Here is a 24,406-nt window from a genome sequence, read left to right on the forward strand (position 1 = left end):
GAGAGGACCCGGAGCAGGGTTCTCTCTTTTATTTATAAATCAACTGCCGCTGCCGCCCTGGCCGCTTCCGGTCCCCGCGCCGCCGCCCTGCCCGCCTGCTCCACCGGCGCCGTCAATTGTTTCAATTTTTTTAATTTCACCGTTTATCTGTACTTCCACTGTCTTGCCATCCTGGGTGGTTACCCTCAGTGTGGTTTTTTTGCCGGCGCTTCCGCCTCCACTGTTCTGGTTCTGGCCGCCTGACTGGCTGTTCTGGCTGTTCTGGCCGTTTTGCTGATCGCCCTGTTGGCCGTTTTGTTGGCCACCCTGCTGGCTGTTTTGCTGGCTGTTCTGCTGGCCGCCCTGCTGGCCGCCCTGCTGTCCCTGATTCTGCCCCTGGGCCTGGCCCCAGCGCTGCTCCAGCAGGTAGGACTCGCTCCTGGTAATCAAACGTACCGGCGTAGTTTTGGCAGGCACGTCGAAATCCCCGTTCCTGATCCGGCTGTCATTCTGCCAGTACCCGGTTGCAGCCAGGCCAACCGCCGCGTCATAGGCGTACTGCGCGATCAGTTCCGGCATAACGTCGACTTCCGCGTCATGGTCCCCCGCTGCCAGGGACCGCGATGACTTTTGATCCGCGCCGACCCCAACGGTTATAACCCTCTCGCTTAATCCACGGTTCTTCAAAAGGTCAGCGGCAGCGGCAGCCATGCGGCTGTCGGTGGCGACAACAGCGTCGATCCCGCCGCCCGTTGAGGCCAGGACCTGTTCCAGTGTGGATGCGGCCATCTGCGGGTCACCACGCGGATGGTCCTTGACCAGGACTACCTGCACCTGGGACTGGCCTTTCAGGTACTGCAGTATTGAAGATGCGATATCTGTCGAAACCCGGTCATTTTTATCACCCTGCAGTATAACAGTTTTCAATGCGGCAGCGCGCCCCTGGGCCGCGCTGATAAGGTAGCGCGCTTGCAGTTCTCCGGTTCTGGCATGGTCGGTGGTAATATAGCCGTCAACAGGTGAATCAATCGGGAGTGTTTCCAGCGCTATAACCTTTATATTAGCCTGGGCCAGCCTGCGGACTATCCTGGACCCCGCGGCGGGATCCACCAGCTGCAGGATTACTGCCTTGACATTCTGGCTCAAAAGCTGGTCGATGTCTTTTTCCTGCTGGGCAGAGTCGTTCTTAGCATCCAGCCAGGTGATACTAACCTTAAGCTGACCCTGGCCGCTCTGCTGACCACCCTGCTGGCCCTGCCCCTGGGCACCGTTTTGCCCGGTCTGAACAGGCACAACGTCAAGGCCGGCCTGCTGGCTCTGTCCGCCCTGCTGCCCGTTTTGCTGGCCCCCCTGCTGGCCCTGCCCTTGGCCGCCCTGCCTGGCCGACATGGTGTTTTTTATGATCTGGTTGCCGTCCCTTTCCATGTCGGCAAAACTCACAGCTATTTTGACTTCCTGGCCGCCGCCGTTATTGACCGGTTTTTTCTGAGGCTGCGCTTTTCTGGCGCACCCGTATAAAAAAGCAATGCTGATGATAATGATAAGGATAAGCATCAATTTATGGGCAGTGATTTTTATGCTCATGACTTTCAACCCCATTCATACTCAAGTCTGACTTTATTATGTCAGAAAAGTTGTCTAAATATTGAGGGGAAAGTCGAACGAAAAATCTGACAACTTTTGTTATATTATGTAAACACACCTTTTATTTTCCATCATTTCTATCTATAATGATGATGAGGTGATTAATAAATGAGCATGTTGTCAACAATTAAATCCTTAACGCTGTCTGAAATATCCAGGCTTAGAGAGATGGTGGAAGGACCTCCGACTCCCGACCTGGTGAAAGCGGTCGAGTGCGCCCGGCGCGACTGGCAGCTGGCTCTCAAAGAGGCAGACTATATAGACAGCGACCTGGATGAATATGTTATCTTCAAAATCAATTCGGCGGAGAGGCGCTACATGGCGCTGCTGGAGCAGGCCAGGAAAGAAGGCACGTGCGCCTGGCCGGAGCTGACACAGTTTTCCTGCGCAGACGAGTTTAGCGCCGATTCGGGCCACAGGGAAAACGAACCTGTCTGTACCGGGTAAAAACAAAGCCGGGGCAACCCCGGCTTATTTATTCATTGCGCTCATGTATTCCTCCCTGACCTTCTGAAAGTCCTCCCAGACCGGGCGTTTCTTGGACGGGTCTCTCAGCAGCGCGGCCGGGTGATAAGTGGGCATTATTTTTATGCCGCTCTTGCTTTCCAGCCACTGGCCGCGGGCCCTGGTAATCCTTGCCTCGGGATCGACCAGGTTCTGCAGCGCCGTCCCCCCCAGCAGGACGATCAGCGCCGGGGAAATCAATTCGATCTGCCGGTACAGCCAGGGCAGACACTGCCTGGCTTCTTCCGGGCGCGGCACCCTGTTGCCGGGCGGCCGGCATTTCACCACGTTGGCGATGTAGGTATGCTCAAACCTTTCCAGGCCGATTGCCCCCAGGATCTGGTCCAGGAGCTGCCCTGCCTTGCCGGCGAAAGGCCTCCCCAACCGGTCTTCCTCGGCTCCCGGCCCCTCACCGATCAGCATCAGCCTGGCGCATGGGTTACCCTCGCCGAACACCACCCCGGAACATTCCGCCCGCAAGCCGCAGCGACTGCAGGCCAGCGCCATCTCTTTCAGCTCGTCCAGGCTTTTTATGACGCTTAAATCATGATCTTCGCTGTAAGGCACCTTGTTCAAGGTTTAAACCCCCCTGCCGGTCTCGGCACGATTATATCCCCGTCAACTAAAATAGTCAACGCGAAGTTTTGCCCCATAGTTTCAATATCCACCGGCCCAGGGGGCCCACCGTCAGCAGTTCCACATACCTGCCCTCGTTGCTTTCCGGAACCGGCGCCAGGCCCCAGGCTTTTCCCGGTTCAGGCGGCTTGATCACAGTGTTTTTGGCCGCGCCGGCGGCACGGCTTATATAATCAACTCCCGGGGGCAGGAAGGAGGACTGCAGCAGGTTGTAAAACTCAGTCCTGTCGGTAAATTTGACCCCGTTTACCGCGGTAATGACGTCCCCGGGACGCAGGCCGGCCCGCCAGGCCGGCCCGTCCGGCAGCACGTCCAGGAGCCTCATCCCCTCCGCGGCGGGAACATAAATAGGTTCGCCCTTTAATTCGAACCATTTGCCTATATAAATGACCGCCTCGTGCCCAAGGGGGGAGAACAACGCCGCCAGCAGCGCCACCGCCCGGTTATGGCCGGCCAGCACGGCCAGCGCCAGCAGGACCAGGCTGTACAGGCCCAGGAAAAGAGAGGACAGCCTGCTTTTTTCAGCCGGGGTCCTGGCAATGGCTATGTCGCCGTACCCCAGACCGGCCACCAGCGGCAGCAAGGCAAAAATGAGGTCTTGCGGGTTTCCTTCCACCCCGGGCATGATCAGGGGCCACCAGCCGGGCATCTCGATACCGCCATCGGCCATTCCACCCGTTATTACAGCCAGCACCACGATGGGGATGGGCCAGAACCGCTGCAGGGTAAAGCCGCCGATGATTTTTCCCTCCGGCCCCTTGATATAGGCCGGTACCGCGCCCAGGTGGCCGCCGGCAAAAATAAGAAAACTCTCGACCATATGCAGGGCGGCCACCAGGGCCAGGATCTGAGAAGGGTTAATCTGCGGGACACCGAAGATTAAATTGGACAGGGCCAGGATACCCCCCGCGTAGGCGAAGCATAAAAAACGGATATTAATCATCATCAAAAGGATTGCCACAGGCCACAGGTAGTACAGTTCACCAGAAATGGTGAGACCGACGAATATCACCAGGTAACTGCCGAGCAGACCGCCGAGCAAGCCGTAACCAATCGCCGCCAGAAAATCTTTCCTGGTGCGCCCGGCCCTGGCCCCGAAGAAATTTTCCCTCAACTTTTCCATCCGGTTGTACTGTATGGCGATTATAACGCATACGACCAGGTAGAGAAAAAGGTAGGCAGGATCAATAAAGGTCTGCAGAAAGGCCTGTAAAGTTATAGGAATAAGCTGGAGAAAAGGGAACAAAACACTTCACCTCGGCATATATGTTAAGCATATTGAAAAAGCCGCAGGAGTTTGTCCCGCGGCAGTTCAATCGCTCTAGCCCGCTATCTTCTGCTTCATAATCTCGACTGCCCGGTCCATCTGTGGATCGTGGGGAGGTTCCTGCGCCTGCACAGTTACGTCCGGCTCGATCCCTTTCAGGTTGATATCGTTTTTATTAGGAGTCAGGTACCTGGCTGTCGTAATCTTGAGCCCCGCCCCGTTGTCCAACTGGAACAGGGTCTGGACGACGCCTTTACCAAACGTTTTTGTGCCTACCAGGGTCCCGGCGCCGGTGTCCTTTACCGCTCCCGCCAATATCTCGGCCGCACTGGCGCTGCCGCCGTTGATTAATACCACCAGGGGCAGTCCTACTGTCAGCCCCTCTGATGGAAATTCCTGGTCCCTGCCGGTGCGGTAATCAATATATACGATGGGGCCCTTGGGAATAAAATTCTTGGCCACGTTAACCGCGGAAGTAAGCTCACCCCCGGGGTTATCCCTGAGGTCCAGGATCAAACCCTTTATTTTGCTGCCCTGCAGGTTCGCCAGGACCGCTTTCAGCTCTTCGGGCGTGCGTTCAGTAAACTGGCTGATTATTACATAGCCGATATCCGAATTAACGATTACCCGCCCCTCTACTGTGGGTACACTTATCTCTTCCCTGGCTATGTTAGTAAATTGAAGCGTGCTTCCCTGCCTTTCGACGGTAAGGTTTATGGTCGAACCCACCGGTCCTCTCATCAGGTTAATCGCTGTTTCCAGATCGATTCCCCTGGCGTCGCTTTCATTAATCTTTACGATCACGTCCCCGGCCTCAATGCCCGCCCTTGCAGCAGGCGTCCCCTGGTAAGCCCGGACCACCGTCAAGTTCTGGTCCTTTACGCCAACGAGGATGCCCAGGCCGCCGAAAGACCCCTTTATTTGTTCCTGCAGCATGGCAAAGGTCTTCGGTTCCAGGTAGACGGAATAAGGATCGTTCAGTGAGTTCACGATCCCTTTTATGGCCCCGTCGATCATCTGGGCCGAGTTTACCGGCTGCAGGTACTGCGTCCTGACGATGGCAACTACCTTGACCAGGTTGCTGATATGTTTGTAATTTGTCGCCACCAGGGCGCCCATAATAACGAAAACGGCAATTATAAATATTGCCAGGAATTTGAGACGCCTGTCGGCGGCACTGCTTTCGAACTTGTTGTAACTCAAGCTGCTCACACCTACTTTGTTTTGATACGATATTATACTACATCAATCTGGTAAACATGTCCAATATAATAATTTACCAGTTTTTATTCAAAAAAAATACCGCCGGCAGTTCCCTGCCAACAGTATTCAGACATTGCCGCATTAATATGCGCGTGTTTAAAGTTTAGAAATAATTCATCGGGTCGACCGGTTCACCATCAACCCTTACCGAGAAATCGAGGTGAGGCCCGGTCGAAAGACCTGTACTGCCGACCTCGGCGATGGTATCGCCTTTATAGACCTCCTGCCCCTGGTAAACCAGCTGGGCGTTAAGGTGTGAATAAAGGGTCGTCAGACCGCCGCCGTGGTCGATCATGACGACATTGCCGTAGCCGCTCATGTAGCTTACGTCAATGACAGTGCCGTCCTGGGCCGCCACGACCGCGGCGCCGTAATCCGCCGGTATGTCTATCCCGTTGTGCATGCGGCCTGTCCCCAGGATGGGGTGCTCACGCCAGCCAAATACGGAGGAGATGTCATTATAGCCGGGCACCGGCCAGGCGAAACCGCCGGTGGAGGCGGGCCGGTCCTTGGCCCGCAGGCGGGCGATATCACGCAGGATCTGCTGCTCCTGTTCCTCCAGGCGGGAGGCTTCCGCCTCGATATCCCAGAGGTTGTACTCGGCTTCGCTGAGCAAGGCGTCCCTCTCGCCCCTTCTGAGGTCAAGCTCCCTGCGGGCGGCGTCCTGCTCATTGATCAGGGTGGTCAGGGCTTGCTGCTGCACCTCCAGGTCGGCCTTTTTGTTATTGAGCCGCTGGCGGTCCGCCTTGACCTGTTGTATAGTCTCAGAATCCTGGTGCACTACCCGTTTCAACAGTTCAAACCGGTTTATAAAATCGTTGAAGTCCCTGGCCTCAAAAAGAACCTCCAGGTAGCTGACATTGCCGACCTCGTAGATGCTGCGCACTCTTTTGTTCAATATCTCGGTGCTCTTGTCCAGCTGGATCCTGGCTTCTTCCAGTTCAGCCTCGGTCACGCGCAGGGTCTCCCTGGAGCTATCCATAGTATCCTGGAGATCTTTCAGCTGAACAGATTTTTCACTGATTAACCCGTTATAATAAGCGACCTCGCTGGCATAATCCCTGACCACGCCCCGGGCCTGGTCAGCCTCATTTCTCACCTCATTGAGCTGCTCCCGGGTCTCTTCCAGCTGCTTTTCCAAGTCATCTCCGTAAGCGGCGCCCAGAGTGCCCAGCAAAAGCAAAACCATCACCGTTATAACAACCACTTTCCACTTTATAAAACCGGGCTTCAAAAAACTCACCCCTTACTATCCGGAAATATCTTTAAATTGTTTTAACTCCCATAACAAGGTGCGGCGCGCTAGGACTTTAAAAACCTGCGCATACTGATCAGGCTGCCTGCCGCCCCGATTACCAGGCCCATTAACAGGAGCAGTTCCATCAGGGGTTTGATTAAAGCCCGGTCGGTGACCAGCTGCATGAAAGGAAGTGAAATTTGTATATTGTCAATTAGCGATATATATCCGAAATAAACAACCAGGACCGCCATAAGCGAGCCGGCCAGCCCCAGCATCATTCCCTCCAGTACGAAGGGAAACTGTACAAACCAGTTGGTCGCTCCCAGGAATTTCATGATGCCGATCTCTTTGCGCCGGGCATAAACAGAAAGTCGGATAGTAGTGGCGATCAGGAAAACTGCCGCCACTCCCAGAAGCACCATGGTGATTAACCCGGCCGTGCGGACCCACTTGGAAAGTGCCAGCATTTTCTCAACGACACCCTGTCCGTAGCGCACATCATCAACCTGGGCGTAAGACTCCAGCTCAGCGGCCAGCGGCGCTACCTGCTCAGCGGTGGCGGTTTTAATCCTTAAAGCGTCCGGCAGCGGGTTTTTCTCTTCCAGGCCGTCCAGAATATCCTTCTGTTCTCCGAAATTTTCCCTCATTTCTTCCAGAGCCTGCTGTTTTGATACAAATACAACCTGGGTCGCTTCAGGCTTATCCGCAAGTTTGTTTTCGAGATCCTGCACCTCGTCCGGCGTTATCTCATCTTTAAAAAACACACTGATTTCCACGCTTGACTCCAGGTTGGCCGCGATGTTGTTGGCATTCATCACCAGCAGGAGGGAACTGCCGAGGATCAGCAGAGAGACGGCGACAACACCTATTGACGCCACTGAGATCCAGCTGTTCCTGATCACTGACAGGACAGCCTCCCGGAAATAATACTGAATGGTCTTAAGCCTCATTGCGGTACGCACCTTCTTCCTCGTCCCGCACGATTCTCCCGCCTGCCAGCTCTATTACGCGTTTCTTCATATCATCAACAATATCCCAGGCATGAGTGGCCATGATAATAGTCGTGCCGCGCCGGTTAATATCCATGAAAAGCTTCATCAATCCCCATGATGTCTCCGGGTCCAGGTTGCCCGTGGGTTCGTCGGCAATGAGCAGGACCGGGTTGTTTACGATAGCCCGCGCCACGCATACCCGCTGCTGTTCGCCGCCTGACAGGTGGTCCGGGAAAATATCCGCTTTTTCCGTGAGTCCCACCATGCTCAGCACTGCAGGCACAGCCTTTTTAATTTCCTTATTTGAGGCGCCGATAACCTCCAGGGCGAAAGAAACATTTTCAGCCACTGTTTTCCTGGGCAGCAGTCGGAAATCCTGAAAAACCATGCCTATTTTGCGCCGCAGGTAAGGGACTTCCCGTGGTTTCATACGGACCACGTTTTTCCCGTTGAGGATGATCTGGCCGCGGGAAGGGACCTCTTCCCGGTACAGGAGTTTGGTCAGGGTTGACTTGCCGGCGCCGCTCGGCCCCACCAGGAACACGAACTCGCCTTTGTTGATCTTCATGGTGACATCTATGAGAGCCTTGGCTCCATTGAGATAAGTCTTGGTAACGTTTTGCAGCTGGATCAAACAGAGCACCTCATATCTCGTGTGTTCATAATGGTCCTTATCAGCTGATTAGTTAAGACATCAAATAACAAACCTAGTTAATCTTCGACAGAACAAGTTATAATCCTTCCTAAAAAGGGAGAAAAAGAAAAAGCCCCGCGTATTGAGATGTGGGACGTGAGAAGTGAGACATGAGACTGCAAGATAGACCTTAAGGGTCAAGAACCCAAAAGAAATGCAGGATATACTTATAAACCGAGACCAAGTGGACGATAAGTGTGTCAAAGGACGTCAGAAGCAAGAGTTGAGAGCACCGTGTTAAAAAAGACCCTTGAGGAACGCAGTAAATACCCACGTCTCACGTCTCACGTCCCACGACCAAAATTTACCTGTACTGCTTGAATCCTTCGCCCAGCACCTCGTGCACGTCTGCCAGGATTACAAAGGCGCGCGGGTCGGCCTCATAAACAATTTCCTTCAGGCGGCTTACCTCCGACCGGTTCACCACCGAAAGAATAATCTCCCTTTCTGTTCCGGTGTAGACACCTTTGGCCGGCCAGGCGGTGGCGCCCCGGTTCAACCCCCTGACAATAGCCGCCGCTATTTCTGAAGGCCGGTCGGATATTATTAAAAAAGCCTTGGTATAGCTGAACCCCTCCTGCACCAGGTCGATCATCCAGGCGGTCACAAAAATGGTTATCAGCGCGTACATTGCCAGCTCGGCGGATTCAAAAACAATTCCTGCCGCGATCACAATAGTGGCGTCCACCAGAAAAAGCATCTGGCCGATGTTGGCGCCGGTATAAGTGCGCAGCAAAGCGGCGGCGAGGTCGGTCCCCCCGGTGGTGCCGTTATACCGGAAAACCAATCCGAGACCAAGGCCCACCAGCACTCCACCAAAAAGGCTGGCCAGCAGGATATCCTGGGTGGGCACCGGCAGGAAAGGAGCAAGGGCGTCAACAGCAACGGAGAGGGCCACCGTGCCGAACAGAGAACGAAATCCGAAGCGCAGCCCCAGCCGGTAGATGCCCGCTGCAAACAGCGGCACGTTCAGGGACAGCATAGCCAGGCCTACCGGCACATTGATCAGGTAATACAAAATGGTGGCAATACCGCTGACCCCTCCGGCCGCTATCTTGTTTGGTATCAGAAACATGTCCAGCCCCAGGGCTGTTAACAGCACCCCCGCGCTCACACCGGCTATTTCCCGGAATAATTTTAACGCCATCTGCGACACTCCAACAAATCGGAATCAAGGCTGGCTCCCAACAATCCGGTGAACGATAAAATCGTGTCAAAAGAACCGTCCCCTTGACACGCTTATGATATCCAGAATGTGCCGGCGCTATGAAGACATAAAAAAAGTCATGGGACGCGGGTCGCAAGTCGTGGGAATCCAGGTATTTCTCAAGGGCGTTTTTGTCCCTTGTGATTATCCCTTTAATCTCACTTTTCACGACACGTCACATGACTCTTTAAAATTCTCACGTCTAAATAAAGCCAAAAAGTTTTAACACTATTAACTATGTTTTATTACTCTCACGCCTCACGTCCCAACCTGGCCCCGCGCCTTATCTTTCAGGTAGGAGGCGATAAAAGGGTCGATCTCACCGTCCATCACCGCGTTTATGTTCCCCGTCTCCCAGCCGGTGCGGTGGTCCTTGACCATGCTGTAGGGGTGGAATACATAGGAACGGATCTGGCTGCCCCAGGCGATATCCTGCTGGTCGCTGCGCAGCGCCGCAAGCTCGGCTTCTTTCTTGCGGATCTCCAGGTCAATAAGCCTGGCCTTCAGCATTTTCATTGCTGCCAGCCGGTTGGCCATCTGAGAGCGTTCATTCTGGCATGATACCACGATCCCGGTGGGGAGGTGGGTCATCCGGACGGCCGAGTCAGTCTTGTTGACGTGCTGCCCGCCGGCGCCGCCGGAGCGGAAAGTGTCTATTTTCAGGTCCTCCGGGTCGATCTGCACGTCTATGCCTTCTTCCACCTCCGGCAGGACGTCCACCGAAGCGAAAGAAGTGTGCCGCCGGCCGGCGGTGTCAAAAGGAGAGATGCGCACCAGGCGGTGCACTCCCTTTTCCGCCAGAAGGTACCCGTACGCATTGGCGCCGATAACTTCGATGGTGGCACTTTTAATGCCGGCTTCATCACCGGGCAGCATGTCTAAAATCTCAATCTTATAACGGTGCCGCTCCGCCCAGCGCCCGTACATCCGCAGGAGCATTTCCACCCAGTCCTGGGCTTCGGTGCCGCCGGCGCCGGCGTGCAGGGCGATGATGGCGTTGCCCCGGTCGTAAGGGCCGTTTAAAAGCACCGCCAATTCCATTTCTTCAACCAGCCTGGACACCGCATCCAGGCTTTCTTTCGCTTCGGCGGCCAGCGAATCGTCTTCTTCCTCCTGGCCCAGTTCTATTAAAACCTCAAGTTCCTCGTACTTATTCGCAAGCTCCTGGAATACTGAAACTTTATCACGCAGGTTTGCCACCCGCTGGACAGTTTTTTGCGCCAGCCCCTGGTTATCCCAAAAACCACAGTTGAGCATTTGCGCGTCCAGCCTGCCGATTTCTTCTTCTTTACCGGCTATGTCAAAGAGAAACCCTCAAATCTTCAATCCTTTTGCCAAGCGGTTCGAGCTCCCTTTTTAACTCAGTGAACATTCCTTCAACCATTCCTTTTTAAAATATTTATCATCACAAGATTTACATGATTAATAAGATTAACAGGATTAAAAAATAGGAATTATTAATTTAATTATTTTACCTTTAAAATTCCTTATATCTTGTTAATCTATAAAATCTAGTTAATCCTGTGATAATTCTTTTTAATAAAAACCTAATTTAATCCTGTTAATCATGTGAAAACAGTTTTTTTACACCGCTTCCGCCCGGCCGCAGCATTTCTTGTATTTTTTGCCGCTGTTGCACGGGCAGGGGTCATTGCGGCCAACTTTGCTTTCCTTGCGCGCCGGCTGTTTGGCGCTGTCATCAGTGTAACGGTTTTCCACCACCTGTCGCTTCTGCTGCTCAGGCTGGACCACGTTTACCCGGAAAATGTAGCGCACCACGTCGTCCTGGATGGTGTTGATCATATTCTGAAACATCTCGTACCCTTCAAATTTGTATTCAATCAAGGGGTCCTTTTGGCCGTAAGCGCGCAGGCTGATGCCCTCCCGCAGCTGGTCCATGGCGTCCAGGTGGTCCATCCACTTGTCGTCGACAATGCGCAGCATGACAGCCCGCTCCACCTGCCGCATGGTGTCGGCCCCCAGTTCCTGCTCTCTGGCCTCATAAGCTTCGTGGGCTTTTTCTGTCAGGAAACCAGCCAGTTCACCGCGGCCCATGTCCTCAAGGTCCGCGGGGGACAGCTTATGTCCCGGCAGGAACAGCTGCTCCGCTTGTTCCAGGAGGCTGTGGAAATCCCACTCTTCGGGATGGACTCCCTCCGGCGCGTAAGTGGCGACCGCCCGCTCCACGCATGCGTCAATCATCTCCAGGACGTCGTCTTTCAGGTTTTCACCGGTCAACACCTGGCGCCGCTGCCTGTAGATCAGTTCACGCTGCTGGTTCATTACGTCGTCGTACTGCAGCACGTGCTTGCGTATATCAAAGTTGCGGTTCTCCACCCGCTTCTGGGCGGTCTCGATGGACTTGGAGATCATCGAGTGCTCGATGGGCATGTCTTCTTCTATCCCCAGCCGTTCCATGATCCCCGCGATATTGTCAGAGCCGAACAGGCGCATCAGGTCGTCTTCCAGGGAGCTGTAAAACTGGCTGGAGCCGGGGTCGCCCTGGCGGCCGCAGCGGCCGCGCAGCTGGTTGTCGATGCGGCGGCTCTCGTGGCGCTCCGTGCCTATGATGTGCAGGCCGCCCAACTCAACTACCCTGGCATGTTCGTCTTCCGTCTGCAGGCGGTATTTTTTCAGCAGCGGCTCCAGCACCAGGCTTTCGTCCTCCGCCGTGGTCCCGTTGTTCTCACCGGCGGCTTCATGCTGCATAGCATCCCGCCGCATTTCCAGGCGGGCGAGAAACTCCGGGTTGCCGCCCAGGAGGATATCGGTGCCGCGGCCCGCCATGTTGGTGGCTATGGTCACCGCGCTGTAGCGCCCGGCCTGGGCCACAATTTCAGCTTCTTTGTCGTGGTACTTGGCGTTGAGCACCTGGTGGGACACGCCTTTTTTTCTGAGCAAACCGCTTAAGACTTCTGATTTTTCAATGGAAATGGTGCCTACCAGCACCGGCTGCCCCTTGGCATGCCGTGCCGCGATCTCGTTCACCACGGCACGAAACTTGGCCGGTTCGGTCTTGTAAATCACGTCCGGCGCGTCAACGCGGACCAGCGGCTTGTTGGTGGGTATGACCACCACGTCCAGGTTGTAGATCTTTTTAAATTCCTGCTCCTCGGTTTCGGCCGTGCCGGTCATACCGGCCAGCTTTCCGTACATTCTGAAATAATTCTGAAATGTAATCGTGGCGAGAGTCTGTGACTCTCTCTCGATTTTAACATTTTCCTTGGCCTCAATGGCCTGGTGCAGCCCTTCGCTGTAACGCCTGCCGAACATCAGCCGGCCGGTGAACTCATCCACGATGATCACCTGGCCGTCCTTAACCACGTAGTCGCGGTCCCTTTTCATCAGGGCATTTGCCTTGAGGGCCTGGTTCAGGTGGTGGGTGAGCTCGATATTCTTGTCGTCGTAAAGGTTATGCACGCCGATGGCCTTTTCCACCTTGGCCACACCTGATTCGGTGATGGCGACCGTATGTGCTTTTTCGTCGACTGTGTAGTCTGTTTCCGCATTCAGGCGGGGCACGATCCTGGCAAATGTATTGTAAAGTTCGTTTGACTTGTCAGCCTGGCCGGAGATAATTAACGGCGTCCTGGCCTCATCGATGAGGATGCTGTCCACCTCGTCAACTATGGCGTAATTCAGCTCCCGCTGCACGAGCTGGCTGGGGTGGTGGGCCATGTTGTCCCGCAGGTAGTCAAAACCAAATTCATTGTTGGTGCCGTATGTCACGTCAGAGTCATAGGCCCGCTTTTTCTCGTCCCAGTCCAGGCCGTGCACGATCAGTCCGACGCTTAAACCAAGGTAGCTGTATATCCGGCCCATCCACTCACTGTCCCGGCGCGCCAGGTAGTCGTTGACCGTGACCACATGGACCCCTCTGCCGGTAAGAGCGTTCAGGTAAACCGGCAGCGTGGCCACCAGCGTCTTGCCTTCACCTGTTTTCATCTCGGCGATGCGGCCCTGGTGCAGTATCATCCCGCCCATCAGCTGGACGTCAAAATGCCTCATGCCCAGGATACGCCGGGATGCTTCACGCACCACCGCAAATGCTTCCGGCAGGATATCGTCCAGTCCCTCGCCCTTGTCAAGGCGTCCTTTAAAAACCGCGGTCATGCCCCTGAGATCTTCCTCGGAGAGCGCTTTCATCTTTGGCTCCAGTTTGTTGATCTCATCAACCGTGCGCTGCAGTTTTTTTACTTCGCGGGCGTTGTCGTCAAGCCAGTTTTTGATAAACCCGAGCATTTTATTACACCTCAAATTTTTAACATATAAACATACATAACCATTGTATATTATACTTTATGTTCAACAATACCGTCAATTATGGCACTATTTACCAGCCCAATTGAAAATAACTTAATAACTTAGGTACCGGGTACGGGGATGACAAAAAAAACAGGCGCCTGCTCAAGAGCGGCGCCTGTTTGCCAGTTTGTTTAAAATTCCGGCTCGATCAGGCCGTAATTGCCATCCTTGCGCTTGTATACCACATTGACCTGTTCGGTCTCCGCATTGGAGAACACAAAGAAATTGTGTCCGAGCAGGTTCATCTGGAGGACGGCCTCATCAACCGGCATCGGCTTGATCGCAAAACGTTTTGTCCGCACCAGGCGCGGCCCGTCTTCCTCGGCAATCACTGCAGCAGGCGCCTTCACGTCGTTGACAAACCTGGCTCCCCTCTTCTGCAGCTTGCCTTTGTATTTCTCAATTTGTTTTTCAAGCTTATCCACTACCAGGTCGGTGGAAGCATACATATCTCCGGTGCTTTCTTCTCCCCTCAGGATCATCCCGTTGATGGGAATGGTCACTTCAATGCGGTGAAATCCCCTTACCACAGAAAGGGTAACCTGTGCTTCACCCAAGTTATCAATGTGTTTTTCGAGTTTCCCGAGACGCTTGTTTATATATTCCTTCAAGGCATCAGTCACTTCGATGTTTCTGCCGCGAACCTGTACTCCCATATGCATGGCCTCCTTTGAAAAAATTCTGTCTTGTGCCTATTATTCCCCTTTACAGCATAAAATCCTGCCCAAACTGTATAAGATTTAAATACCCCAGGCTCAGCTGGGGTATTTCAGCTTTATATTTTTATCACGTTGGCCGCCTGTGGCCCCCGGGCGCCTTCGACGATATCGAATTCAACCTTTTGACCCTCGGCTAGGGTCTTAAAGCCTTCTTCCTGAATCGCCGAGAAGTGGACAAATACGTCCCCACCATCATCCCTCTCGATAAAGCCGTAACCCTTCTCCTGGTTAAACCATTTAACCCTGCCAAACACAAACATACCTCCTAAAAACTTGATCTTACATTTATGTAATTTGTATTGAAATGTTAACATAAGGGGGATAAGATTGTCAAGCTTTCCACATTTTTGCCATAGCAAGCACTGTATAAATTAAATAGAAATTATAAGTTTTATTTATGGAGCGCGTTCGATAAAAGGTCTTTATGAAACCCACAAATGTCGAAAAATTCCTTTTGCATGTGCTGATGTGAAGAAAAACCTGTGGATAATGTGTATAACGTTGTTAATAACTTAATATATCGGCCTTTTCTATGTGGGTAAAATATTAACGCCTGAAATATAATGTCATTTTATGTAAAACACTGGCATGAATTTTGTAGAAAATTAGAAATACCGGCCGGCAGCGGCGGTAAGACCAAACACATGTCTTGCCCCGGCGGAGCGAATAACAAGAGCTGCTGACGACATAGTGCTGCCGGTTGTAAAAACATCATCGATGATCATGATGTTCCTGCCATGAATTGCATCAGCATTTGTCACTCTAAAGGCCCCTTTGAGGTTAATCTCCCTGGCGGTCCTGTTCAGGCCGGCCTGGGAGCTGGTCTCAAAATCCTTGACCAGAAGCCTGTCGTTTACAGGTATCTGAAGCCGGTACCCGACTTCGTCAGCCAGGAGGGCAGCCTGGTTAAAACCTCTCAACCGGAGCTTTTCATCTGAAAGCGGCACCGGCAGTACCAGGTCTGCCGAGGTAAATAAAGGTTCCGCGCGGGCAGTTTCCGCCATCAGGCCGGCCAGGCTGGAAGCAAGGCCCCGGCGGCCGAGGTATTTGAAACGGTGGATCGTTTCCTTCAATACGCCTTCATAAGGGCCGGCCGCCCGGGCTAGCTCGAAAGGCCATTCCTGCTTTCTGCAGGTAAAACAAAAATGGCCGGAAACCCTGGGGATTACCGAGCCCTTCCCGGTAAAGCGGCCGCACCGCCTGCAGTATAGTTCCTGGCTGTAGCAGGCGATGATAGAGCGGCACTTGCCGCATATATCGTTTCCCTGCCTTGGCCCGCCGCAGAAGGGGCAGTCCACACCGGGCGGGAAAATAAGGTTTAGCAGGTCTTTCCAGAGAGACAGCAATACGTAGACCCTCCAGGTGGTATCATCACGGTAATTTAAAATCAATCAGAACAACCGGCATTGGTCAACCAGCGGCACCGCGGCGGAAACAACCCTGTCCCCGCCGCTTTCTTTAGCCTTGTCCAGCGCTCTCTGCGCCGCGTTAAAAAGACCGGTCGGGTCGCCGGCGTCCCGGGGAAATTCCGCAGTGCCGATACTAACTGTAATCCTGGCCGACCTGCCTTCTCCCCGCAGGAAAATTTGCCCGCGAATTCTTTTCAATAATGTTTCCGCCAGGTCAACCAGCCGCGTACCCCCGGCCCCCGGCAGCAGCAGGGCCAGCTCATCGCCGCCGTAGCGCGACACCGCGTCATCCTTGCGCAAATTGCTGTTGACCAGGGTTGCCAGCTCCACCAGCACCATTTCTCCCGCCGCCCGGCCATAACGCTGGTTAAATATTCTAAAACGATCTATGTCGATTAAAACCAGCCCGACAGGATAATCTTCCTTCGGGGAACTTTCACAGCACTCGGAAACCATACCCCATAGAGCGTCGAAATTTAATAAACCTGTGAGCGTGTCCCTGGACAGGACCTGGCTGAGCCTGCTGTTCAGAAGGTAGTTTTCCAGGGCCACCGCCGCTTGCCCGGCCAGGACGGTCATAATATGCAGGTGCTTGTGATCAAAAACCAGAGGCCGCTTTTCACCCAGCACAATTACTCCCAGCGAATCACTGCCCGAAAAAAGCGGGACGATGATCAGCGAGCGCAGGGCCTGGCATAAACCAGGCTCTTTTTGAGCCAGAGGGTGAGTCCTGGTGTCATATATTATTTCAGGCTCCCTGTTTTCCAGGGCCAGCCCGAACACACCCTCTCCCTGGTAAACAGCGGTTGACATAAGCTGCCTGGCATAAGGCCCGGTTACGGCCACGGGAAGGTAGGGCGCTCCTTCTTCCGGACGGAGATAGGCCACACCGGTGCGAAACGGAACAGCCTTTTTAGCGTTTGTTAATATCTGTTCCATGACTTCCGTAGAGTTTGGATTGCCTTCAAGGGTTTTAGCGACTTTATAAAAAGCGGTCAGCTCCATGTTGGTTACCTGGAGAGACACGTAGAAGCGCAGTATCAGCTGGACGGCGAGGATGGAAAAAAAGAGGAGGACCGTCCCTGAAAGCCCGATGTGGCCGTACATCATGGCAATTAAAATACCCAGGGGAACGGCAAAGAAATAGGTCAGCATATCCCACTTGACGCTGTCAATCCAGGAAACGCGGCCTGACACGCCCTGCCTGTTCGGCACCAGGTACAGGTATACCAGGATATGGTTGACCGTGATATAGGATATCGTAAAAACAAGGAGCGGCAATATATTGGCCGGCAACACCAGCCCCTGCGCGCCGCCGCTTAACCGGAACAGCATGTCTGCCGCCGCCACTGCCAGCACATACTGGCCGGCATTGAAAAATGCCGTGCGGATCGGGTTGCCCCGGTTGGCGATACCTTGTCCGAAAAGGGCGGCCAGGCAGCTCACCCAGGCCGCGGCAGCCGGGCCGTAAATCAGGAAGGTTGACAGGACTAACACAAAAGCGCCCGAAAGCCTGCCGTAAGTAAAAGGGACAGCCAGGCACTCTGCGAGCACGCCCAGGAAGACAATCACCAGCAGCTCCCGCACGCTGTCGAGTTCCAGGGCAGGCAGCATAACGGCCAGCTGCCAGACAGCCAGTCCCACGACCACCCAGGTAAAGATAATATGAAGCGCTCCCTGTTTAGCCCGCAAGATACTCACACCCCAAATTAACAGGTAGGAACTACTTCGACAAAACTTGAGATTTACCTTCGTTTAAATGGGAGAGATGGCAGAACAAGGGCGCATTTAATAGATCCCTGCCTTTCAGGCCCCTTACATCAAATCGCAGGACCATAGAGGGCCCGGGGCCCGTAACGGGGCCGCAATTATTTATCGTACTGTCTTCTCCCGCGGTCAGTGTACGCAAAGGGTATATCCTTTCCAGGCAGTTAAGGATATCAGCAGTGCGGTCGCTTGAACCGTCGTCGACCAGAAATACTTCCAGGCGGTCACTGTCTTTAATTACCCTGAATAGTTTGCGGACGAACCCTTCCATCCATGTCTCCTGGTTTTTAACCAATATCCTTATATTTATCCTGCCGGGCTCCGGCAGCCGCTTTTTTTTAACCCGGCTGCATATTTTCCATAACAGGACAGCCGCGGCAGCCAGGAAGGCCAGCAATAGAAAAACCGGTTTCAAGCTTACACCCCCTCATGCAAATTATGCGTTACGCCATGCGGGGGTGATAACAGTAAAGTATAGCATTATAAAACAATAAGCCGGGGTTTGCCCGGCTCAGGTTGTAAATGTTTTGTTAAGATACGAGTCTGTTGTATATATGTGAAAGATAACCGTCCCTATTAGCTATATGCCTGCCGCCCTCCGCAAGGCCTCAGCCTTGTCAGTCGCCTCCCAGGGCAGGTCCAGGTCAATCCTCCCGAAGTGACCGTATGCCGCTACCTGCTTATATATGGGCCTGCGCAGGTTTAATTTCTCGATTATGGCGGCGGGACGCAGGTCGAAGTGCTCTCTTACCAGTTTAATCAGCATCTGTTCGTCAATTTTACCGGTGCCGAATGTGTCAACCATGATCGAAACCGGGTGCGCCACCCCGATGGCGTATGCCACCTGAAACTCGCACTTGTCAGCCAGCCCGGCTGCGACAATGTTTTTCGCAACGTGGCGGGCGGCATAGCTGGCCGACCGGTCAACCTTGGTCGGGTCCTTTCCCGAGAAGGCGCCCCCGCCGTGTCTGGACATACCGCCGTACGTATCAACGATGATCTTCCTGCCGGTAAGTCCGGTATCTCCCTGGGGTCCGCCGATGACAAAACGGCCGGTCGGGTTGACAAAAAACCGCGTATCTTTGTCTATAAATTCCGGTGGAACAACCGCCTTGATTACCTTGTTGATCACATCTTCCCGGATCACCGCCAGTTCCACCTCAGGGTGATGCTGGGTTGAAACTACAATGGTATCCATGCGCCGGGGCCGGCCGTTCTCATATTCAACGGTAACCTGGGTTTTACCGTCCGGTCTCAGATAAGGAACCAGACCGCTCTTCCGGGCCTCAGCCAGCCGCCTGGCCAGGCGGTGGGCGGTTGATATCGGCATAGGCATCAATTCGGGTGTCTCGTTTGTGGCATACCCGAACATCATGCCCTGGTCGCCTGCTCCAATTAAATCGAATTGATCGACGCCTCCTTCACAGTCCCGGGTTTCCAGCGAACGGTCCACACCCTGGGCAATATCGCAGGACTGCTCGTCAATAGCGGTGAGGACCGCGCAGGTATCGCAGTCAAACCCGTATTTCGCCCTTGTGTAGCCTATATCGCAGACCGTCTGCCGGACAACTTTGGGAATGTCAACATAACATTCTGTGGTAATCTCACCGGCTACCAGGACCAGGCCCGTTGTAACCATGGTTTCGCAGGCCACACGGGCAAAAGGATCTATTTCAAATATTGAGTCCAGCACCGCGTCAGAAATCTGATCGGCAACTTTGTCGGGATGCCCCTCTGTTACTGATTCAGATGTAAATAACTGCCTGCCCATAATGATACCTCCTTAATATGGAAAACATCCTAAACACAAATCAAACCTCCGGGTCAGAGGTTCAGATAACTGTATGGCAACCCTCTATTTGCTAATAAAGGAATGTATGGATAATATATTCTAACAAAACCACAGCGTTAATGTCAAATTTTACGAAATTACGCGTCAGTTTTAAATTAACACTTAAAAAATAATGCGCGGCTAGAACCGCACATTACTAAAGTCTAATCTATTTCAAATTACAGAGCCCTCGCGTTATTCTCAACTTCGACCAGGACCGTGTCCACGCCAATTTTTTTGATTTTCTCCCAGGGCACCACAACGTCCCTGCCGGCGTTCATGAGCCCGAAATACTTTTTGCCGCCGGAGAGCACCAGTGAAAGCACCTTCCCGGTTTCCAGGTCTATGTAAACATCGCTGACGGGCCCCAGTTTCGCCCCGTCAACCAGGTTTACGATATCTCTTAAGCCCAGGTCGGAAATCTTGAACAGCATTGCTCACACCTCCTCCCACCAGCGTATGTGGCCGGGGGCGGAAAGGTTACAATCCCAATTAAGCCCGCCGTCCAGCCAGCGCCTTTTTGAAAGCCCGCCAGAGTACATGAGCCTCTTCCAGCCTCATGGCGAAAAGTGCAGCCACAAAAACTCCCAGCCCGGCCATTCCAGAAAGGCCAATCTGGATTATGAGGCTTATTTTTCCATGCACCTGGCCCGCCAGCTCGCCGCTGACCACGTAGCACACCACAGCCATCAAGGATGCGGCTGTTATGACTGCCGGTATAAATTTCAACAGGCCCCCCTGGTACAGGCCGGGAACTTTTTTCCCCAGGTACCACATCAGCAAAACCATATAGGCCAGGTTGGAGAGGGAACTGGCCAGGGCCAGGCCGGCGTGCTGGAGAGGCCCGATCAGCAACAGGCTGAGGCCAAGGTTAATCAGGACCTGTACTATACTTAATTTGAGCGGGGTGCGGGTATCCTGCAGGGAGTAAAAACCGCGGACTAGAAGATAAGCGCTTGCATAACCCACCGTACCCACTGAATAGAATATAAGCGCGGCAGAGGTCATTGCCGCTGCTTTCTCGTCAAAAACTCCCCATCCGTAAACAAAGTTCACTATCGGGTGACTTAAAGTTATGAACAGCATGCTGGCCGGGATAATCCCAACGAATACAACCTTTAATGAGCTGAGCAGGGTTGCGGCAAAGCTTTCCATCTCAACCTCGGCAGCCAGCCGGGAAATGGTGGGGAAAACAGCCGTCGTCAGGGCGGTAACCAGCAGATCTACAGGTAACAGGTACAACCTGTAAGCGTACCCAAGCGACGAGACGCTTCCTACGACCAGCCAGGAAGCCAGCACAAAAGTCACAAACACATTGGCCTGGATAACCGACAGGCTGAATAAAGACGGCAGGGCGAGGACCCATATCTTTCTCAGGCCGGGATGGCGCAGGTCCAGCCGCAGATTTATCCTGAACCCCGTCTTGCAAAGAACGGGAAACTGCACCAGGGCCATGGCGGCCATGGCCAGAGTCGTGCCCAGGGCCAGGCCGTATACGCCGTATATTTTACCGAGGGTAAGAGCAAAAACAATGATAAAGACATTGTTGACTGAGGTGCTGAAGGCCGGGATGCCGAAAATATTATTGGCGTTTAGAAGCTGGGTGAATAGGGAGGCCAGGGCTGCGAAGACCATCCACGGCAGGATAATCCGCGAGAGTTCAATAGTCAGGTCCCTGGTCAGGCCTGAAAAGCCCGGCGCCACAAGCTTGACCAGTATGGGCGCCGCCGCAATCCCGATGACAGAGGCAAACAGGAAGAAAAAAAAGACCAGGACCATGACCGTGTTGAACAGCTTCCAGGCCTCACTTTTCTCGCCCCTGGAGACGTAATCAGTAAAAACAGGCACTATCACCGTGGCCAGCGCCCCGCTGATAATGGCGAAAAGCATGTTCGGCGCCTTCATGGCTATCTGGTAAGCGTCCGCCAGGTAGGTAGTTCCCAGCAGGCTCGCTATTACAGATTCCCGAACTTGTCCAAGCACCTTGGACATCAAGATAAAAAAGGCGATCAGAAGCGTCGCCTTGAAGATGAATTTACCAGTCGTCATTTTTCAACACCGTTTACTTTATTTCTACCCCAAGAAAATAAATCCTCCTCCTGGAATATTTTTCTTAAGCGTGTCAGGAGAACCGTCCCCTTGACACGATCGTGTCAAGGGGACGGTTCTCCTGACACGTTTTAGAGCCCTAGCAGTGTTTTCGTATCCTTCTGTATCTCCTTCAATTCTTCAGGGGTGCTCGCTTCCACATAAATTCTGAACAGCGGTTCGGTCCCGGAGGGACGGACAAGCACCCAGGCTCCTCCCTCGAGCAAAAACTTGACCCCGTCAACCGCATTCCTTCCTGCAACCCGCCGTTTTCCCAGAGACGATGGTTTCAGCTCCTTTAAAAGCCTCAAAACCCGTTCCTTTTCCGGTAGGGAGGTATGGACATCCAGCCGTTCGCTGTACAGGCTTCCATATTCCACGGCCACCTGTTCCATCAGCTCGTTCAGGCTTTTGCCATGTACCGCGACAATTTCAGCCGCCAGGAGCCCCGCCAGGATACCGTCTTTTTCCGGCACATGGCCCTGCACGGACAGCCCCCCGCTTTCTTCGCCTCCCAGAACGGCGCCTTTTTCGGTAAGGCACTGCGCAATATATTTAAAACCAACCGGCGTTTCAAATACCTGCTGACCGGCTCTGCCGGCTATCCTGTCCAGCTGGTGGGTGGTGGCGACAGTCCGCGCCACCGGACCCCGCATCCCCCTAACGTTGTAAAGGTGATACAACAAAACGGGCAGAAACTGGTTGGGGGTTATAAATTCACCGCTTCTGTCGATTATGCCGAAGCGGTCGGCGTCACCGTCCAGGGCCAAGCCCAGGTGAGCGCCCCTGTTTATGACCTTTTCCCGCAAAAGGCCAAGGGACCCGGCTGTGGGTTCAGGCAGTCCGCCGCCAAACAGGGGGTCGCTGTAATCGCGAATTGCGGTAACCAAAGCCCCCGCGTGCATTAACATGTTTTCCAGGTAACGCGCCCCGGCGCCGTGCATCGGGTCTACGACTACTTTTAACCCGGCTTCCCCAATAGCATTGATATCCACCAGTGTGTTCATATGGCGGGCATAATCCGGGTATGGGTTTACCTTTATTACCGCGGCTTTTTTGCTGCCTCCGTTATCTGTTTCCCTGCCGGCGGCATCCATCGTCTTCCTGATATTGTCCTCTATTTCACCGGTGATATGGGGCAGCGCCGGTCCCGCGTATTCCGGTATAAATTTTATGCCGTTGTATTCAGGCGGGTTGTGGCTGGCGGTCAGCATGATCCCGCCGCCCGCATGGTACAGTTTTACCGCATAAGCCACCACGGGAGTAGGGGCAGCGCCATCTGTGATGCGGACCGGGATACCCTGCCCGGACAGCACCCCGGCTATTTCCGCGGCGAAGCGGTCGGAAAAAAAACGGTTGTCGTAGCCAACCACAACACCTCTTGCCGCCAGGCCGTGGTCTAAGATATACATACCTATGGAACGGGCTACCAGGCGTACATTGGAAAAATTAAAATCCTCGGCCAGGATGCCGCGCCACCCGTCTGTCCCAAAAAATATTTTTTTCAATTTTTCCTGCCCCTTTGCAGCTGAATTTCTTCTAATCTTTTAAGGTACCGGATTAATCCCTTACAGCTTATAAAAACTTACGGGGAATGCAATTATTACTGCGGCATCCCGCCGGGAAGCTTATCGGTAATATCCAGGACGTTGTCCATTTCGTCACGTTTTTTGTCCACATAAAGGTTGCCCTCAGTGTCAAGGCTGGCGTAAAAAACTTCTTTTAAGGACTGAATGCCCTGCTTCTGAAGCTCTCCCAGCAGCCACTCCTCGTCCAGGCTGTTCTGTCTCAGGTTCTGCTGAATAATCACCCCGTCCACCACAAGCTCCGCCGGAACACCCCGGTAAGATGTCGGCAATTTGATATCCCGCGGCGTCAGCGGAGAGGCCTGGCTTTTCAAAAGCACGCTGAGCTGTCCGTTGGGCTCGGCGATGGCGTATTCCACGTCGGAAATGTTATAAGCATTCTTCTGGCGGAGCTGCGAGGTCAGGTCATCCACGCTGTAGCGCATCTTGCGCATATTTTTTTCCAATATTTTACCGTTGTGGACAATTACCGTGGGATCATCGTCCAGGATCTTATGAAGGGGGCGGTACTTAATTCCGGCCCACTTGGAGGCAATGTTCAGGACCATAAACAGAAAGAGGCCGAAGACATAATATCCGGCAGGCGCGTTAACCTGTGTAACAAGCCCGGCGGCAATGCTCCCCACAACAATACCGTTGACCCAGTCTGTGATGGTCAGTCCGCCAACCTGTGACTTTCCCACCAGCCTGGTCAGAAAAATCACCGCGGCAAAGGCGCCCACAGCTCTGATTAAAATTTCCAGGTAAGGATTCATATTTTGCCATTCCCCCCAGTATAATCTACAGGCATTAGTTTGCCAGCAGAAGTGGCATTTATGCACCTGTTTAAGAAACCCGGGCGGGAAAAGAGGGAGGGCGGAGCATGGAAAAGTATGAGGACAATGTTTTAAAAAAACTAGCCAGGCGCAGGAAAATGTTTGAGGATTATATTACCCTGGTAAAAAGGCCGGACGGGGTGAAGGGCATAATGAGACGTGAGATGTGGGACGTGAGACGTGAGAAGTTTAAAGAGCCGAAAAAAGCAACAGGGATGTTGGCCGTGAGGAGGAGTATAGGAAACGTAAAAGTGGGACATGAGGAGTAAAAATAAAACACCAGAAATTAAGTAACGTTTAAATGAGAAGTTGAAAAACATGAAAGTTAGAAACTTTAGACATTAAAATAAGATGAGGGAAGCTGGCGAAAAGAGACGTAAGATATAAGGCTGTGACAAATGAAACACAAGGCATGGGAAATGGGGAGCAGGACGTAAGGAATGCCCGGATACTCATGTCA

General features: G+C 53.3%; 22 protein-coding genes. 2 read left to right on the top strand and 20 right to left on the bottom strand.

The genetic code is table 11. The features are described 5' to 3' along the window. Nucleotides 1-39: 39 nt before the first annotated feature. Complete coding sequence (locus tag ACOBQJ_RS10410) at nucleotides 40-1,563, bottom strand: substrate-binding domain-containing protein (RefSeq protein WP_421071695.1); 1,524 nt, start codon at nucleotides 1,561-1,563, stop codon at nucleotides 40-42. Nucleotides 1,564-1,731: 168 nt separating this feature from the next. Between ACOBQJ_RS10410 and ACOBQJ_RS10415 the strand changes: the two genes are divergently transcribed. Then, nucleotides 1,732-2,070, top strand: coding sequence for a DUF2508 family protein (locus ACOBQJ_RS10415; RefSeq protein WP_421071696.1), 339 nt, complete (start codon nucleotides 1,732-1,734; stop codon nucleotides 2,068-2,070). A gap of 24 nt (nucleotides 2,071-2,094) precedes the next feature. Here ACOBQJ_RS10415 and ACOBQJ_RS10420 read toward each other — a convergent pair whose 3' ends face one another. The 19 genes from ACOBQJ_RS10420 to ACOBQJ_RS10510 form a co-directional block, all read right to left on the bottom strand. After that, nucleotides 2,095-2,703: a uracil-DNA glycosylase gene (locus tag ACOBQJ_RS10420; protein WP_421071697.1), complete on the bottom strand. Its 609-nt coding sequence runs from the start codon at nucleotides 2,701-2,703 to the stop codon at nucleotides 2,095-2,097. Between the two features lie 55 nt (nucleotides 2,704-2,758). Next, nucleotides 2,759-4,009, bottom strand: coding sequence for a PDZ domain-containing protein (locus tag ACOBQJ_RS10425; RefSeq protein WP_421071698.1), 1,251 nt, complete (start codon nucleotides 4,007-4,009; stop codon nucleotides 2,759-2,761). A 75-nt stretch (nucleotides 4,010-4,084) separates the two neighbouring features. Beyond that, nucleotides 4,085-5,233, bottom strand: coding sequence for a S41 family peptidase (locus ACOBQJ_RS10430; protein ID WP_421071699.1), 1,149 nt, complete (start codon nucleotides 5,231-5,233; stop codon nucleotides 4,085-4,087). Nucleotides 5,234-5,396: 163 nt separating this feature from the next. Further along, a complete protein-coding gene (locus ACOBQJ_RS10435; protein WP_421071700.1) occupies nucleotides 5,397-6,527 on the bottom strand; it encodes a murein hydrolase activator EnvC family protein in 1,131 nt (376 codons plus the stop codon). A 68-nt stretch (nucleotides 6,528-6,595) separates the two neighbouring features. Further along, entirely contained in the window at nucleotides 6,596-7,495 is a 900-nt protein-coding gene (gene ftsX / locus ACOBQJ_RS10440) for a permease-like cell division protein FtsX (RefSeq protein WP_421071701.1), read from the bottom strand. After that, the gene (gene ftsE / locus ACOBQJ_RS10445; protein WP_421071702.1) at nucleotides 7,473-8,159 is read right to left on the bottom strand and encodes a cell division ATP-binding protein FtsE; all 687 of its coding nucleotides are present in this window, start codon (nucleotides 8,157-8,159) and stop codon (nucleotides 7,473-7,475) included. The genes ftsX and ftsE overlap by 23 nt, the downstream gene beginning before the upstream one ends. Nucleotides 8,160-8,523: 364 nt before the next feature. Next, on the bottom strand, nucleotides 8,524-9,366 hold the full coding sequence (locus tag ACOBQJ_RS10450) for a YitT family protein (protein ID WP_421071703.1): 843 nt from the start codon (nucleotides 9,364-9,366) through the stop codon (nucleotides 8,524-8,526). A 318-nt stretch (nucleotides 9,367-9,684) separates the two neighbouring features. Then, nucleotides 9,685-10,798, bottom strand: a protein-coding gene (prfB, locus tag ACOBQJ_RS10455; RefSeq protein ID WP_421071704.1) for a peptide chain release factor 2 whose coding sequence is annotated in 2 segments (ribosomal slippage) — nucleotides 9,685-10,728 and nucleotides 10,730-10,798 — 1,113 coding nt in all. Because the reading frame shifts where the segments join, the coding sequence is not laid out codon by codon here. A 212-nt stretch (nucleotides 10,799-11,010) separates the two neighbouring features. Then, nucleotides 11,011-13,668, bottom strand: coding sequence for a preprotein translocase subunit SecA (gene secA, locus ACOBQJ_RS10460; protein ID WP_421071705.1), 2,658 nt, complete (start codon nucleotides 13,666-13,668; stop codon nucleotides 11,011-11,013). A gap of 194 nt (nucleotides 13,669-13,862) precedes the next feature. Then, nucleotides 13,863-14,387, bottom strand: coding sequence for a ribosome hibernation-promoting factor, HPF/YfiA family (hpf, locus tag ACOBQJ_RS10465; protein ID WP_421071706.1), 525 nt, complete (start codon nucleotides 14,385-14,387; stop codon nucleotides 13,863-13,865). A 119-nt stretch (nucleotides 14,388-14,506) separates the two neighbouring features. Next, nucleotides 14,507-14,704: a cold-shock protein gene (locus ACOBQJ_RS10470; RefSeq protein WP_421071707.1), complete on the bottom strand. Its 198-nt coding sequence runs from the start codon at nucleotides 14,702-14,704 to the stop codon at nucleotides 14,507-14,509. Nucleotides 14,705-15,055: 351 nt separating this feature from the next. Beyond that, nucleotides 15,056-15,841 carry a double zinc ribbon domain-containing protein gene (locus ACOBQJ_RS10475; protein ID WP_421071708.1) on the bottom strand — a complete coding sequence of 262 codons (786 nt, stop codon included), beginning with the start codon at nucleotides 15,839-15,841 and terminating at the stop codon, nucleotides 15,056-15,058. Further along, complete coding sequence (locus ACOBQJ_RS10480; protein WP_421071709.1) at nucleotides 15,842-17,551, bottom strand: diguanylate cyclase; 1,710 nt, start codon at nucleotides 17,549-17,551, stop codon at nucleotides 15,842-15,844. It lies immediately after the preceding gene. A gap of 31 nt (nucleotides 17,552-17,582) precedes the next feature. Continuing rightward, nucleotides 17,583-18,041 carry a glycosyltransferase gene (locus ACOBQJ_RS10485; protein WP_421071710.1) on the bottom strand — a complete coding sequence of 153 codons (459 nt, stop codon included), beginning with the start codon at nucleotides 18,039-18,041 and terminating at the stop codon, nucleotides 17,583-17,585. 165 nt (nucleotides 18,042-18,206) lie between these two features. Next, nucleotides 18,207-19,397, bottom strand: a complete 1,191-nt coding sequence (metK, locus tag ACOBQJ_RS10490; protein WP_421071711.1) for a methionine adenosyltransferase — start codon at nucleotides 19,395-19,397, stop codon at nucleotides 18,207-18,209. 239 nt (nucleotides 19,398-19,636) lie between these two features. Then, on the bottom strand, nucleotides 19,637-19,891 hold the full coding sequence (locus tag ACOBQJ_RS10495; protein ID WP_421071712.1) for a YlmC/YmxH family sporulation protein: 255 nt from the start codon (nucleotides 19,889-19,891) through the stop codon (nucleotides 19,637-19,639). 58 nt (nucleotides 19,892-19,949) lie between these two features. Beyond that, a complete protein-coding gene (gene murJ / locus ACOBQJ_RS10500) occupies nucleotides 19,950-21,506 on the bottom strand; it encodes a murein biosynthesis integral membrane protein MurJ (protein ID WP_421071713.1) in 1,557 nt (518 codons plus the stop codon). Nucleotides 21,507-21,637: 131 nt separating this feature from the next. Further along, nucleotides 21,638-23,053, bottom strand: coding sequence for a phosphoglucomutase/phosphomannomutase family protein (locus tag ACOBQJ_RS10505; RefSeq protein WP_421071714.1), 1,416 nt, complete (start codon nucleotides 23,051-23,053; stop codon nucleotides 21,638-21,640). A 95-nt stretch (nucleotides 23,054-23,148) separates the two neighbouring features. Beyond that, nucleotides 23,149-23,886, bottom strand: coding sequence for a YetF domain-containing protein (locus tag ACOBQJ_RS10510; RefSeq protein ID WP_421071715.1), 738 nt, complete (start codon nucleotides 23,884-23,886; stop codon nucleotides 23,149-23,151). A gap of 107 nt (nucleotides 23,887-23,993) precedes the next feature. Between ACOBQJ_RS10510 and ACOBQJ_RS10515 the strand changes: the two genes are divergently transcribed. After that, nucleotides 23,994-24,215 carry a hypothetical protein gene (locus tag ACOBQJ_RS10515; RefSeq protein WP_421071716.1) on the top strand — a complete coding sequence of 74 codons (222 nt, stop codon included), beginning with the start codon at nucleotides 23,994-23,996 and terminating at the stop codon, nucleotides 24,213-24,215. Nucleotides 24,216-24,406: the final 191 nt, after the last annotated feature.

This window comes from Pelotomaculum propionicicum (assembly GCF_048984525.1).
GTDB classification, from domain to species: domain Bacteria; phylum Bacillota; class Desulfotomaculia; order Desulfotomaculales; family Pelotomaculaceae; genus Syntrophopropionicum; species Syntrophopropionicum propionicicum_A.